11 protein-coding genes are annotated in these 13,405 nt (G+C 48.6%); 7 read left to right on the top strand and 4 right to left on the bottom strand.

What is annotated here, in order from left to right; translation table 11 throughout:
- Positions 1-241: 241 nt before the first annotated feature.
- A complete protein-coding gene (locus tag IC230_RS07715; RefSeq protein WP_191038391.1) occupies positions 242-1,156 on the top strand; it encodes a hypothetical protein in 915 nt (304 codons plus the stop codon).
- Between the two features lie 127 nt (positions 1,157-1,283).
- On the opposite strand, the gene IC230_RS33925 is transcribed toward IC230_RS07715, so the two are convergent.
- Positions 1,284-1,649: a hypothetical protein gene (locus IC230_RS33925; protein WP_223860415.1), complete on the bottom strand. Its 366-nt coding sequence runs from the start codon at positions 1,647-1,649 to the stop codon at positions 1,284-1,286.
- A 38-nt stretch (positions 1,650-1,687) separates the two neighbouring features.
- Positions 1,688-2,992, bottom strand: coding sequence for a 3-phosphoshikimate 1-carboxyvinyltransferase (aroA, locus tag IC230_RS07705; RefSeq protein ID WP_191038390.1), 1,305 nt, complete (start codon positions 2,990-2,992; stop codon positions 1,688-1,690).
- Between the two features lie 108 nt (positions 2,993-3,100).
- On the opposite strand from aroA, the gene nagA reads away from it, so the two are divergent.
- Positions 3,101-4,276, top strand: a complete 1,176-nt coding sequence (gene nagA / locus IC230_RS07700; protein WP_191038389.1) for an N-acetylglucosamine-6-phosphate deacetylase — start codon at positions 3,101-3,103, stop codon at positions 4,274-4,276.
- Positions 4,277-4,285: 9 nt separating this feature from the next.
- On the opposite strand, the gene IC230_RS07695 is transcribed toward nagA, so the two are convergent.
- Positions 4,286-5,710 (bottom strand): tetratricopeptide repeat protein, encoded by a 1,425-nt coding sequence (locus tag IC230_RS07695; RefSeq protein WP_191038388.1) that lies wholly within the window; start codon positions 5,708-5,710, stop codon positions 4,286-4,288.
- Positions 5,711-6,250: 540 nt separating this feature from the next.
- Between IC230_RS07695 and IC230_RS07690 the strand changes: the two genes are divergently transcribed.
- From IC230_RS07690 to IC230_RS07680, 3 genes are all read left to right on the top strand, one after another.
- Positions 6,251-6,433 (top strand): hypothetical protein, encoded by a 183-nt coding sequence (locus tag IC230_RS07690; RefSeq protein ID WP_191038387.1) that lies wholly within the window; start codon positions 6,251-6,253, stop codon positions 6,431-6,433.
- 289 nt (positions 6,434-6,722) lie between these two features.
- Complete coding sequence (locus tag IC230_RS07685) at positions 6,723-9,677, top strand: TonB-dependent receptor (protein WP_191038386.1); 2,955 nt, start codon at positions 6,723-6,725, stop codon at positions 9,675-9,677.
- A gap of 11 nt (positions 9,678-9,688) precedes the next feature.
- Positions 9,689-10,195 (top strand): hypothetical protein, encoded by a 507-nt coding sequence (locus IC230_RS07680; RefSeq protein WP_191038385.1) that lies wholly within the window; start codon positions 9,689-9,691, stop codon positions 10,193-10,195.
- A gap of 39 nt (positions 10,196-10,234) precedes the next feature.
- Here the strand turns inward: IC230_RS07680 and ribD are convergent, their stop codons facing one another.
- Positions 10,235-11,338 carry a bifunctional diaminohydroxyphosphoribosylaminopyrimidine deaminase/5-amino-6-(5-phosphoribosylamino)uracil reductase RibD gene (ribD, locus tag IC230_RS07675; RefSeq protein ID WP_191038384.1) on the bottom strand — a complete coding sequence of 368 codons (1,104 nt, stop codon included), beginning with the start codon at positions 11,336-11,338 and terminating at the stop codon, positions 10,235-10,237.
- Positions 11,339-11,465: 127 nt separating this feature from the next.
- Here ribD and prmC point away from each other — a divergent pair, with 127 nt between their 5' ends.
- Both prmC and IC230_RS07665 read left to right on the top strand, forming a co-directional pair.
- On the top strand, positions 11,466-12,314 hold the full coding sequence (prmC, locus tag IC230_RS07670) for a peptide chain release factor N(5)-glutamine methyltransferase (RefSeq protein WP_191038383.1): 849 nt from the start codon (positions 11,466-11,468) through the stop codon (positions 12,312-12,314).
- Positions 12,315-12,376: 62 nt separating this feature from the next.
- Positions 12,377-13,354, top strand: a complete 978-nt coding sequence (locus tag IC230_RS07665; RefSeq protein ID WP_191038382.1) for an AAA family ATPase — start codon at positions 12,377-12,379, stop codon at positions 13,352-13,354.
- The last annotated feature ends 51 nt before the right edge of the window (positions 13,355-13,405 follow it).

Below are 13,405 nucleotides of genomic sequence, written 5' to 3'. Positions count from 1 at the left end.
GAAACCGATAGGTAAAGTAACATAGTATCGAGTCCGCACAGGCAACATAGAGCAACGGATATAACGGAAGTCCTGCCCCTCTGAACTGAATCGCTCTGGTCAACGCTGATGGTACCTAACTTTTTTCTGATGAGGTTGTTGACACACAGTCCGGGATCTTCACCCTGACCGCAACGCTACTGAGAAAGTTTGCGTAATTGGTTTAGCCTTGTCTATGTTTCGATTAGATCAGCTTTCTACTATGAAACACGTCTCCATTTTTCTCTTTTTTCTGGCCTTATCCCTGTCAACACGGGCGCAGGAGATCGTCAGTGATACTAATTATTATACGCTTCCTTCACAACGACGGCCAGTGCTAACGGCCGATCCCGACCAGCGCTCCGGGTACTACCAGCTTAATGCGGACCAACCAGTTGGCCGTCGTCGGGCTGATCATCAACTGATTGATGAGTTTAAAGAAATGCAGACGTGGTACGCAGGAGCTGAAGGCGGCTTCCGAAGCGATATCAGTACACTAAGTAACACGTTTAACAGCCTGGTGAGTAATCCAACTCAGACAAAAGCCGTCTGGAGTATTTTGTTGGGTTATACGTATCGAAACTGTTGGGGAATCGAAACTGGTTATAGCCGCTCACCGATTCATCTGAGTATTAAGATCGCGAATGGTCAGAATCCACTGGATTTCAATTATCAGAACAGTGGCTATGGCATTCCGTTACGGTTGAAACGACGGATTGGATTAGGTAGTCGTTCTGCCAACGGCACAGGATTCTGGCTTACGGCCGGTGCCTGGTTTATCCCGAATGGAAATGGACAAATGGACAATTTTCGGCTGATTGGGTACAGCTCTCGCAGTCGGGGGAGCCGCACAGATACGTTACGGCTTACTAACAGCGCCACAGCCCCTAATCGTCTTACGGGCCTCGCCGAAGTCGGCGTTGAGTATGCCGTCCGTCTTTCTTCCTTTTTGGAATTAGGGGCTTACGCCCGTACCTATTGGGGCCTGGGCACGGCGCTACGTTCTGAGCTGACTTATACCATTAACAGCACTTCCGAAACGAAAGCGACCATGACAGCAGACGGCACAGGTTGGGGGTTCGGAATTGCGTTACGATACATTTACGGACGACAGCATGAGGCTAAACATCTTCTTTGACATCGGACCATTTTAGCCCTAATTCGTTGTGATACAGTAAGACCATCTTTACTTGTTCACGATGAGCTTTCAATCCCATAGGCCATCCGAACGACGATAACAAGTGGGTTACCTCACGAAAGCTGTTTCAAGGGAGTTTCTCTCGTAAAATTTGTAGAATAAGCTCCTGCCCAGTCATCAACTTCTCTTGGGTGACTTTCAGCTCTTCCTGATTAATTTTTAGTTCGTCCAGGCTAGCTCTAAAATCACCTAAATTAGTGTCAAAACTTTCTTGCTTGAGTCGTATCTCATTCTGCCCAACTCTTAATTCGTCAAATTGCTTTTGCGTCAATACAGTCAACTCAGCTATTCCTTTTGCAGTCATATCTGCTTTCTGGTCAGCACGCGTAGCTATTTCAATAATTTGGCCCTGTCCTTCAATCAGTCGGTCAATTTTTTGAAGCGAGTCAGCCATTAAAGGCTCTAGTTGGTCAAGTCGGCGATCAGGTGTCATGGAGCGAATATAATGATTATCCATTTAGGTTACAATATTCACTCTTTAACTCTTGGCTCTTCTTGTATCATATCCACTATAGCAACCTGCGCCATATCGTCCCAGAAACTAGGATATGATTTGGCCACAACGCCTGGCTCTTCAACGATGATCTCTTCCTGCATGGCCACGGGAGCAAAAGCCATCGCCATCCGGTGATCATCATACGTAGCAATGCGAGCTGGTCCTTTCGGTTTAGCATTGAGCTGTCGAACCTCATAGCGATGATTTGGCTCGGTTTCGATCAACTCAGCTCCTATTTTCTGTAATTCAGTCTGCAAGGCAGCCACTCGGTCCGTTTCTTTAATTTTCAGACTTTCGATGCCTGTCAGCGTTAACTTCACTCCGTTCACAGCGGCACAAACGGCCACGGTCTGGGCTAAATCCGGGCAGTCCGTGAAATCCCAGGCCAGCGACGGTTCAGCGGGGCGCTTGGTCAGACGAACGCCCGCATCCGTAAATGTGCTCTCGACACCCAGCGGGCGCATGATGTCAACAATAGCGCTATCGCCCTGTAAGGATTTGGCTTTTAGACCCAGCAGATTCAGTTCAGCCGTTTCGTCTTTCGCCAGAGCCGCCACGCTGTACCAATAACTTGCTCCCGACCAATCGGATTCGATAGCATAGGACTTTGGCGTATAAGGCTTCGCTCCCACCGTAATTATTTTATTCACCCAATCGGCCTGAACATGGGCGCCAAAATAAATCATTTGCTCCAGCGTCATTTCAATGTAGGGCCGTGAGCCAAGAGCGCCCGTCAACTCCAGCGTAAGACCGTTAGGCAAAACGGGCGCAATCATCAGCAGGGCCGAAATATATTGGCTGCTTACGTCACCCCGGATGCTTACCCGATTGGTTTCAGCAGCTTGAAAACCATTAAGCTGCAAAGGTGGGTAACCTTCTTTTTTCAGATACGTAATGTCAGCGCCCAGGGCACGTAGCGCATCAACCAGAATCCCAATAGGCCGTTCGCACATACGCGGGGTACCCGTCATGATCTTCTGCTGCCCTGTCACGGCGAAATAAGCGGTTAAAAACCGCATGGTTGTACCGGCGTCCAGTACGTCTGCGGTTTCCGGTCCAGCCGGTCCGCCGACGTACTGGACGTCGGACTTCAGCAGCCGGATCATGGTTTGTGTATCGCGGGCGGTCGAGAGATTTTGCAGGTCACAGCGAAAACCAGTTAACGCATCAATAATCAGCGCGCGGTTGCTTTCACTTTTAGAAGAAGCCAATGGAATCGTGGCCTGAATAATACCAGGCTGCGTCAGCGTAGCGAGGGGGAGTAAACGAACGGCGTTCAAGAGATAAATAGATAGGTACTGGCACGAAATCGTTCGCAAAAAAACGAAAAATCGGCTACATTCCGGCCATAATTAGCTTACTACGTGGTGTAAATGCCATTTCCTTCCATGAATCAGTTTATCAATGCTACCGTCTTTACCGGTGAAGAATGGCTTCCGAATGCGTCAGTACGTATCGACAACGGCCGAATTCAGGAAATCACAACGGCAACATTTACAGGTCCGGACGACGAAACCGTTGTTGATATCAATGGCGATTATCTTATTTCCGGACTGGTTGATCTTCAGTTATATGGTGGTTCACATTTATTCTTAAACGATCAGCCTACTCCCGATACGGTACGTCATATTTACGACTCCCACGCTCGAAACGGCACGACAACGCTCCTGCCTACCATTCATTCTACTTCGCTCGAGGTCATGCAACAGTCGATGGCGGCTGTAGCGACGGTACGTAACGAGAATCCATTTGGCGTGCCGGGCATTCATATTGAAGGGCCGTATTTCAATCCCATCAAACGAGGGGCGCACAGTATGGCTTACGTACGACCGCCCGCGGAAGGCGAACTGGAAACCTTATTCAGCACAAATGCAGACATTATCCGAATTTTGACGCTGGCCCCCGAAATCCTGACACCCGAACAATTCCAAAAGATCAAAACTCTAAAGCACGCCAACACATTGCTTTCACTGGGGCATAGCAATGCTACGTATCAGCAGGCTACAGCCGCTTTCAACGACGGAATTCCGCTGGCAACGCACCTGTACAATGCAATGCGCGGTTTTGAGAGTCGCGAACCGGGGATTGTCGGCGCTGTATTCGATCACCCACATGTCCGGTCCAGCATCATAGCCGACAGCTACCATTGTAATCCTACAAGTATCCGCATTGCCTACCGGTTGCTTGGTGAGCGCCTGTTCCTGATTTCGGATGCTTTATTCGCCAACCCACCCCGACCTGATTTCACGCTGGAACAATTTGTCGTCCATTTCGAACCGGATCCGAATGGGCCAGACCCATCCAGGCCGGGACGCTACATTAATAATGAGGGGAACCTGGCGGGATCAGCCATTACGTTGATCGACTGCGTCCGGATTGCGGTTGAACAGGCCGGTATCCCGCTGAATAATGCCCTTCGGATGGCGTCGGTCATTCCGGCCGAAATTATCGGTTTAGGTGATCAGTTGGGCAAAATCAAGCCGGGCTACGTAGCGAATCTGGTTCAGACCGATAAGTCATTGCAGACAAAAGCGGTCTGGGCATCAGGAGAAAAAATAGCGTGAGCAGTTGGTTTATCGCGCTCCTTTTGCAATAGCCCGTTCGTAGTTTTGGTTGAGCGTTTCCATAAACTTAGCCGTTACCCAACTAATGTCAGAATCACGAATAAACACGAATCGCTTCGAAATAGAAGTATTCGCGTATGCCCGAAAAACGGTCTGTAACAGCAAAGCGCCCGCAATGAGTTGCTTTTCGTTAAATTGATTCTGAACATTATTGACGTCAGCTTCGGCTTTTTTTCGCACGATTGGGTCCGTTAGATTCGTCAAATCCGGATGAATCAGCGATTGATAGTTGGTCAGGGCTAAGTTGGCAAATCGATCGACATCGCCAACAGTCAGGGGGACGGCGGTCGTTCCGGCTTTCTCAGGATGCAGATACACGGCCATCGCCCAGGCAATGCCACCACCTAATGCCACTGTTTTACGTTGGTGCAGGCCGGGGCTGCTTGTATTGAATTCGGGATTCACAGCCGTGTCCGCAAGCATTCTGATCACTCGTTGCGCTTCTGTTTTGTAGGCATCGATCGCTAAGGACTGGTTATTATCAATCAGGTTAGCCAGTGTTTTTGTGCCAAAAGGCCAGCTGACGGCGTGAAATCGACGGTTTGCATCGTAATAGCCTCCTTTTGTATTACCGCTTCCTATATCAACACAGGACGCCGTTGGCCATAATTTACGGGGAACAGAGCCAATCATGAACAGTTCAGCCTCACGGGCAGCAGTTAGCGTCGAATCGATTAGCAACTTATTTCCTCCAGTCATGCTGTTGGCAATGATCGCGGAAAATTGTTCGTAGAGCTTCTTTTTCTTCGTGGGTGTTTTGCCCAGCGTTTCGTTGATACCACTACTAAACGCTACGTAAATATGATCGGCGGGAATGCTGTAGTGCCGGATCGAGTCAAGATACGCTTTCAGAACCTCCTGCCCGAGCTGAAATGACTGAGCGGTACCCGATACCAACGTAACGTTAGGGGCAAGGGGTTTCACTTTGATATCTTTATTGAAAAATCCGTTTTCGTAGGTCGTTCGAAAAATAGCTAGCTTAACCCCCGACGCCCCTACATCGATACCAGCATACAGATTTTTACCAGCCGTTTCACCAATCAGCTGGCGCATAGCGGCTTCGCTGGCCCCATAGTTTAATTTTTGGTACAGGAAAAGCGCTTTCTGAAAATAGCTCAACGCTGTCTGGCTGTTATCCAGATCGCTGTAGGCAAAGCCTAAGTTTTCATAGGAAACAGCTTCCAGATAGAAATCCTTTAATTGTATAGCAGGTAAAGCCCGCAACAGCAAATCAACAGCCTCTTGCGGCCTGTCAACCATTCGTAACGTATTGCCTAATTTAATGAAGTGGAGGGCTTCGGTAGCATTACGTGCATTTTGTGCCTGAGACGTAATAGACCAACTGAGCAACAAAGTCAGGAAAAGGTATTTCATAAAGCTATATGTAGGGAGTATTTATTACTAGTCGAACGATAACGAATCGGTCAACAAACGATAACTTATAAATGAGACCTGTGGCCTAAACACCCGACAAATTGTAAGGGAAAGGCCTTTCCTACTAAAAATACTAAGCAATTGTACTTATTAAAGTATACCCAGTAATAGACAAACCAAGTCCTTATATGCTGTCTCAACTAAGTCATATTAGCAGAAAACATTCATTATATAATTTTATCTTGTATTTTTTACATAAAACAATATTAAATTCTATTTAACTATTTTTTTTCATTATTATAATTGGCATATTTGACAAAGTACAACGAAATATCACTCTCAAACCCCGTGCGCACGATTCATTCGAAGGGTTTGGTTTTTCAGGAAGTAGGCAGTCAGTGAAACGTACTAAATAGCGCTGACTCCTGCACGATTTCGGTATTCATTTTGGCAATCCTACCAGGTCGTAAAATCGACTGTCAGTTATTCTATTGGCCAGATTTTCGGGATGAATACCTTAACATTCAACTGACTAACAACATGAAACGTCATCAAACCACAAGCTCATACGCCATGCGCAGGCGCTACTCGCCAGGTATTTTGCTGTACACATCTCCCGCTTTTCCCACATTGAAGACGGCCGACACTCATAAGGCTACCGGGCCACAATCCGCTTATGCCAGGAGCCAACGCCGTACCAATCGGAATCAGGCTGATGATTAATCCATATCAAACTAATTCGCACCCGTTTTTCCTACCATAACGAGTATTAATACTAACCTTTTTGTTCAGCGGATTTGCCACCTACGCACTTTTCTCTTGCCAAAAAAGGACCGCCAGACGTAACGCGAATGCATACGTTACGTGTTTTCCCGTCCACTCCAAAAACGGTTGTCTCATTTGATTTTTCCAGAACGACTCGACAGGCAAAATAGCCTGACACTGCTTCTGTTTAGCTGCCATTATAGCCGTAAACAAGTCTTTCCAACTTACTTAAACATCCCTACTACTTATGAAACAAAGATTACTTAAACATGATGCTATCCCGTTGCTGATCATCGTGTTTGTCATGGTTACGTTATTTCCGCTGGCGGCTTTAGCCCAAACCAGGAGAATTACAGGTAAAGTCACGTCCAGCGTTAACGCAGAAACGCTGCAGGGCGTCAATATTTTAGTAAAAGGGAATACGAGAAAGGGAGCCGTTACAGATAACCAGGGCATGTTTACCCTCGAAGCATCACCAAACGACATTCTGGTCGTCAGCTTCATCGGCTTTAAATCAAAGGAAATAAAAGTTGGTAACGAGAGCACGATCAACGTATCGATCGATGAAGATGCTACGCAACTGACGGAGCTAGTCGTTACCGGAACACGCAATACCGGGCGTACCGTTCTGGAAACGCCGGTTCCGGTAGACGTGATTTCGATTAAGGAAATCATGGGGAACCTTCCCCAGATTGATCTGGCACAAATGCTGGCGTTCGTTGCCCCTAGCTTCAACGCTGTTCGCAACCAGGGCGGTGACCTTGATTCACACGTTGATCCGATTCAGTTGCGCAACATGGCTCCTAATCAGATTCTGGTACTGGTAAATGGCAAACGGCGTCACACGTCTTCCTTATTGATTGGTACAACAGCCGTTGGTAGTCCTTCTACGTCGGTCGATATGATGACGATACCAGCCGCTTCGATTGATCGGGTCGAAATTTTGCGTGATGGTGCTGCCGCTCAGTACGGTTCCGATGCTGTAGCGGGGGTAGTCAACATCATACTGAAAAAGGGGACGAATCAACTAACGGGTAGCCTCACCGGTGGCGGTTATTCCAACTCCGGCGGGCAGGCTGGTGAGCTCACCAAAGCGGGGCAGCCTGATGGCTTCAATTATCAGTTTGATGCCAACTATGGGTTCAAAATTGGCGATAAAGGATTTCTTAATTTAACGGGTCAGATTACCCAGCGTCGCCCGACAGTCCGCCGGTTCGTCAATGACTGGGAAATCTATGACAATACGTATCTAACCAATTTACGTACCGATAAAAATGGCCGTCCCATCATCACGAACCCCGAATTAATCAACGCGCAGGCTACCGGCAATACGGCATTGGCTTCTACGTTAAAAACCGAAGCCGGTCTATTGAGTGCCCGGGGCTACGACCGCTCCGATTTCGCGGTGTTTGCCGGATTACCCGGTATTACCATGGGCTCGGTTTTTTATAATGCGGGCTACGAAATCAATCCGAATACGACCCTCTACAGTTTCGGGGGCATGTCGTACAAATACCTGAAAGGTTTCTCGTGCTACTATCGGCGACCTGCTCAGACCGACCGGTTCAACTACCTGCTGTATCCAAATGGATTCCGTCCGCAATTGATTACAAACACGGCTGATATTTCCAACACAGTCGGTATTCGCAGTAAAATCGGTGAGTTCAGCGTTGATTTCAGCAATACGTTCGGTCAAAACACATCGCTGATCAGCATGACCAACACGTTTAATGCTTCGATTGGCGCGAATTCACCCGTCGATATGAACATCGGCACGAACCAGTTCAGCCAGAATTCGACCAACCTTGATTTCTCGCGCTATTTCAAAGGAATCATGAATGGCCTGAACGTGGCTTTTGGTGCAGAGATGCGGATTGAGAACTATAAAATCATCCCAGGGCAGGAAGAAAGCTATACCTATGGTGATGCCGGGATTCTGACCGCTACGCAGGCAGGGCTGCTGATCGGTCCTAATGGTTTACCCTTGCAGAATGAAGCCAGTCAGCCCATTGTCGGGGCAAACGGCCAGCCCCTTTCCGTATATACAGGCCAGCAGGTAACTGTTAAAAACTTTGCAGCTAACTGCCAGTGTTTCTCTGGATTTGGTCCGAAAGACCAGCGCAATGCGTTCCGGACCACCATGGCCGCTTATCTGGACACGGAGCTTGAACTAACCCGGAAATTTTTAGTGACGGCCGCCGTACGGATTGAAAACTACTCTGATTTTGGCGGGGTAGCGATTGGAAAAGTGGCCGCCCGGTATAACCTGGCTAGCAACCTGACGATCCGGGGTTCAATTGCTTCGGGTTTCCGGGCGCCTTCGTTACAGGAGTTGAATTTCACCCACACGACTACAGCGTTTATCCCCGATGCGAATGGCGTTCCACAACCGCTGGATGTAACGACCTATGCGACCAATAGCACAGCTGCCCGTGTATTGGGAATCAAAGGGCTGAAACAGGAAAACTCCCGGACATATGGTCTGGGTATGACCTACCAACCTGCCCGTGGCTTTGAGGTAAGCGTCGATGCCTATCAAATTGATGTAGACAACCGTATTTTCCAAACGAGCTTCTTCAGCGCTGAAGAAGTAGGTAACCACTACGACGAAGTGATTGGCGGTGGACAGGCTCAGTTTTTTGTCAATGGGGCCAACGTGCGCTCCAAAGGCATCGAACTGGTTGGCAACTACGTTCAGAACCTGGCACGAAACAGAAGCTTCACGTATAGCCTGGCCGCTATTTTCAGTAAGAACAGCATCCTGAGCCGGAATCCGCCCACCCTGAACGTAGCGAACCTGACCACGGATCAGGTTGTCGAAAAATACCTCAGCCGGGACATTATTGGTCAGTTTGAGACCGGAACGCCCCGTACAAAGCTGATTGGCTCGATTAGTTATCGTCAAAACAAGTGGGATGTGATGCTGCGGGGAACGTATTACGGTAAGATTACGGCTCTTTCGGTATCCGCTGACGATAAGGGGAATTATTACGATCAGACCTTCACGCCCCAAGCCATTCTTGACTTAAGCTTAGGCTACACCCTGAATCGCCATCTGAAATTCTCACTCGGTGGCAGCAACATCCTGGACAAATATCCTGAGATTCTTCGTCCTGAAAACCGTGGTTTCTATCTGTATTCCAACTATCAGCAAGGGTCCAGTGGTGCGTATTACTATGGCCGTGTGATGTTCAACTTTTAATTTCTCCAGCAATGAAATCTATCGTTTATACTCTGCGCTCTCTTTCTGTGCTAAGCCTCCTGCTGTCACTGCTCGTTTTGTCGACTTCCTGTGAGCAACAAAATTATGAGCCGAATTATAACGCGGCACCGGGTGGTGGTACTGTATCGACGTACAAAGCGTATACCCTGTCATCGGCAACCGGAACGACCATTTATGGCCGGGTGGTTTTTTACAAATACAGTGCTACGGTTACGCTGGTTGAGATCGGACTTTACAACACAGCCAACAGTGCTACGTATTCGTCTTCGATCTATCAGGGAAAAGCAGCTACTGGATCAGCTACTGCGCTCAAACCGCTTGATACGATCAGTGGCACTACGGGTGAGTTTGCCACCAATAAATACTTCACCATCAGCGATGCAAGTTTTTATGCAAACCTTGACAAATACGACGCCAATGTGAAAGTGATGTCGGGCGCAACCCTGATTGCCAGTGGTAACATCGGCGCGAATGCTACGCCCGTTGCACAACAATAAGTGGTTACGTCGATTACGAAGGCATATAACAGCTCCGGATTAATTTCCGGAGCTGTTTTTATAGATCGTTAACTCATCCTCTCCCACCCTTTCGCGACTTACCAGTTTACCCTGCACAACCGGGGCCTTTGTGCCCTTGTCCAGCATTGTTTGACTACGGAATACCCGCATTTCATCCCAGAGATCTTCAGCCAGAAACGATTGAAACAACGTAGTACCACCTTCAACAAGAGCCGATTGAATGTTGCGTTGATGGAGATCGGTTAATAAGTCCACAAGCGAACGTGCGAACGCGTAAACAAGCGTAGGTGCTGCCTCTTCATTCGCTTCACGTTCGTGTTCTCGTTGATGATATACAATTGTTGGCTGCGTTCTGTCGAAAAGATGCAGATCGGCGGGTAAGGACAGATTTCTATCGATAACAATACGTATCGGATTTTTACCGGGTCCAGCCTGGATAGGTCCGGCCTGGATGGGTCCGGGCCATAGGCGCGTGTTCAGGCGAGGGTTGTCAAGGCGAGCGGTGTTGGTTCCGACCATAATGGCATCTTCTTCACCCCGCCACCGATGAACGAGCCGGTGGGCTAAATCTCCGCTAATTTTGATGGGCTTACCTCCCTCGCCACTGATAAAACCATCGGTTGTTTCTGCCCACTTCAGAATGATATAGGGTCGTTTCCTCTCGAAGAACGTGAAGAATCGTGCATTCAACTCCTGCCCAAGTTCGGCTAAAATCCCTGTTTCGACATCAATGCCAGCCGCCCGAAGTTTGGCAAACCCCTGCCCTCCGACCAATGGATTGGGATCGTCGTTGCAGCAAATAACGCGTCCAATCCGTTTCTCAATCAGCAAATCCGCGCAGGGGGGCTGCTTGCCATAATGTGAACAGGGTTCCAGCGTTACGTAGGCTGTGCTTTCGGGCAATAGAGCCAGGTCTTCGGGAGGAATCGACAGAATAGCGTTCCGTTCAGCGTGAGCTTGCCCATAGCGTTGGTGCCAGCCTTCGCCAATGATTCGCCCATTCTGGATTCCGTCCTGCTTTCCACCATCATGAACGATTACGCATCCCACCATCGGGTTCGGACTTACGTGTCCCCGACCAAGAGTCGCTAATTCGAGCGCGCGAAGCATGAATATATCCATAGTTAGTTACCAGGCTTTTAGGGATCGACGTTTATCGTTTGCGGTTATTATCCATTCGTCGAACATCAAACGAAGGCGATAAACCGTAAACTTCCCTATTTTTGGCAAAATTACTCGACTAAACCACATGGCCACCGCCAAACCCCTCTACGAACGATTAAGCAAGAACATTACAGCCTATCCGTCTGAAGAAGCGCGGGAAATGGCTTTCATGCTGCTTGATCATTATTTCGGCTTACGGAAGACGGACGTACTGACGGATAAACCACTCCCCCCGAATCGTACGGAACCTGACTGGTTTAAAATTCTGGAACGACTGAACCGGCAGGAACCGATTCAGCATGTTATTGGCACAACGATTTTCTGTGGATTGGAATTCGAGGTTTCGCCCGATGTGCTGATTCCGCGACCTGAAACTGAAGATTTAGTGCGGCTGATCATGCATGATTTTTCTGACCGGACCGACGACGTACCGATCGTTGACATTGGTACCGGCAGCGGTTGCATTGCCATTACGCTGGCTCGGTTTCTGCCCCAATCGGTTGTAACGGGCTGGGACGTATCGGACAAAGCCCTCACCCTGGCTCGACACAATGCGCAGAACCTGAATGCCGACGTAACGTTTTCTATTCAGGATATTCTGAACGTACCGCCAGATTTTAGCCGCCGATTCGACTGTGTAGTCAGTAACCCGCCCTACGTAACGCGTTCGGAAGCGGCCGATATGGACCGTAACGTGTTGGACTATGAACCGGGGTTAGCTTTATTTGTCGATGACAACGACCCGCTCGTTTTTTACAAGGCTGTAGCCGACTTCTGCACCCGACATCTGACGAAAGACGGCGCTTGTTACGTTGAGATTAACGAACGCTTTGGCGAAGCCACTCAACAGGTTTTTGCCGAACGGGGTTTTACCAAAATTCAGGTCTACAAAGACATTCACGGCAAGGATCGCAGCATCCGGGCTACGTTTTGATGTATCACGGACTTCAGTCCGTACATTAATTACAGATACGGACTGAAGTCCGTGATACGTTTATGCAATCAGCCACTACATTCGCTTACCACACTAAAATTCGCGAGGTCTTCAACGAGATGAGCCAGGTAGTGGTTGGGCAGGATCGGCTGCTTAACCGATTGCTGATCGGCCTGTTTACGGGCGGCCATATTTTGCTCGAAGGTGTACCCGGATTGGCCAAAACCCTCACGATTAATACGTTGGCCAAAGTGCTGGAGCTTGATTTTCAGCGCATTCAATTTACCCCGGATCTGCTCCCGGCCGACCTGATCGGAACGATGATCTTTAACCAGAAAACCGCCGAGTTCGAGGTGAAGCAGGGGCCGATTTTTGCTAACCTGATTCTGGCCGATGAAGTCAACCGGTCGCCCGCCAAGGTGCAGTCGGCCCTGCTCGAAGCGATGCAGGAAAAGCAGGTAACTATTGGTGAAGAAACGTTTATACTGGATCGACCGTTTTTAGTATTGGCTACACAAAACCCTGTAGAACAGGAAGGTACGTACCCCTTACCCGAAGCACAGGTTGACCGCTTTATGATGAAAGTCTTCGTCGACTACCTTACCAAAGACGACGAACTGGAAGTTATGCGCCGAATGTCGAACATGAATTTCGATTATGAGGTACGTCCTGTTTTGGGGAAAGACGATTTAGTGGCTATTCGGGATGAGATCAACGGAATTACCATTTCGGAAACGCTTGAGCGCTACATCATCGAACTGGTTTTTGCGACCCGTCGCCCAATGGAATATAATCTTCGCGACGAAGCTCGCTATATTCAATTTGGCGTATCGCCAAGAGCTAGTATCAACCTGAATTTAGCCGCCAAAGCCTTCGCCTACTTCGACCGACGCGATTACGTACTGCCCGAAGACATCAAGGAAGTAGCTCCGGACGTCTTCAATCATCGGATCATGCTTAATTACGAAGCCGAAGCCGATGGCGTAACAACCTTGCAGGTCATCGATTCTATTTTACGGAAAGTGGCTATTGGCCGATGATTGTTAGGGAATAGAATTCAGCCCGTTTGTGTTTTACAGAAAAGTCTCCGA

It is taken from the genome of Spirosoma validum (assembly GCF_014699035.1).
Lineage (GTDB): Bacteria > Bacteroidota > Bacteroidia > Cytophagales > Spirosomataceae > Spirosoma > Spirosoma validum.
The sequence above is the reverse complement of the archived record's forward strand: the minus strand, read 5'-3'. Positions and strand labels throughout refer to the sequence as shown.

Bases quoted from the DNA above. Each gene is read 5' to 3' on its own strand.
- IC230_RS07715 (WP_191038391.1), top strand. From the start codon at position 242: ATGAAACACGTCTCCATTTTTCTCTTTTTTCTGGCCTTATCCCTGTCA.
- IC230_RS33925 (WP_223860415.1), bottom strand. From the start codon at position 1,649: ATGACACCTGATCGCCGACTTGACCAACTAGAGCCTTTAATGGCTGAC.
- nagA (WP_191038389.1), top strand. From the start codon at position 3,101: ATGAATCAGTTTATCAATGCTACCGTCTTTACCGGTGAAGAATGGCTT.
- IC230_RS07695 (WP_191038388.1), bottom strand. From the start codon at position 5,710: ATGAAATACCTTTTCCTGACTTTGTTGCTCAGTTGGTCTATTACGTCT.
- IC230_RS07690 (WP_191038387.1), top strand. From the start codon at position 6,251: ATGAAACGTCATCAAACCACAAGCTCATACGCCATGCGCAGGCGCTAC.
- IC230_RS07685 (WP_191038386.1), top strand. From the start codon at position 6,723: ATGAAACAAAGATTACTTAAACATGATGCTATCCCGTTGCTGATCATC.
- IC230_RS07680 (WP_191038385.1), top strand. From the start codon at position 9,689: ATGAAATCTATCGTTTATACTCTGCGCTCTCTTTCTGTGCTAAGCCTC.
- ribD (WP_191038384.1), bottom strand. From the start codon at position 11,338: ATGGATATATTCATGCTTCGCGCGCTCGAATTAGCGACTCTTGGTCGG.
- prmC (WP_191038383.1), top strand. From the start codon at position 11,466: ATGGCCACCGCCAAACCCCTCTACGAACGATTAAGCAAGAACATTACA.
- IC230_RS07665 (WP_191038382.1), top strand. From the start codon at position 12,377: ATGCAATCAGCCACTACATTCGCTTACCACACTAAAATTCGCGAGGTC.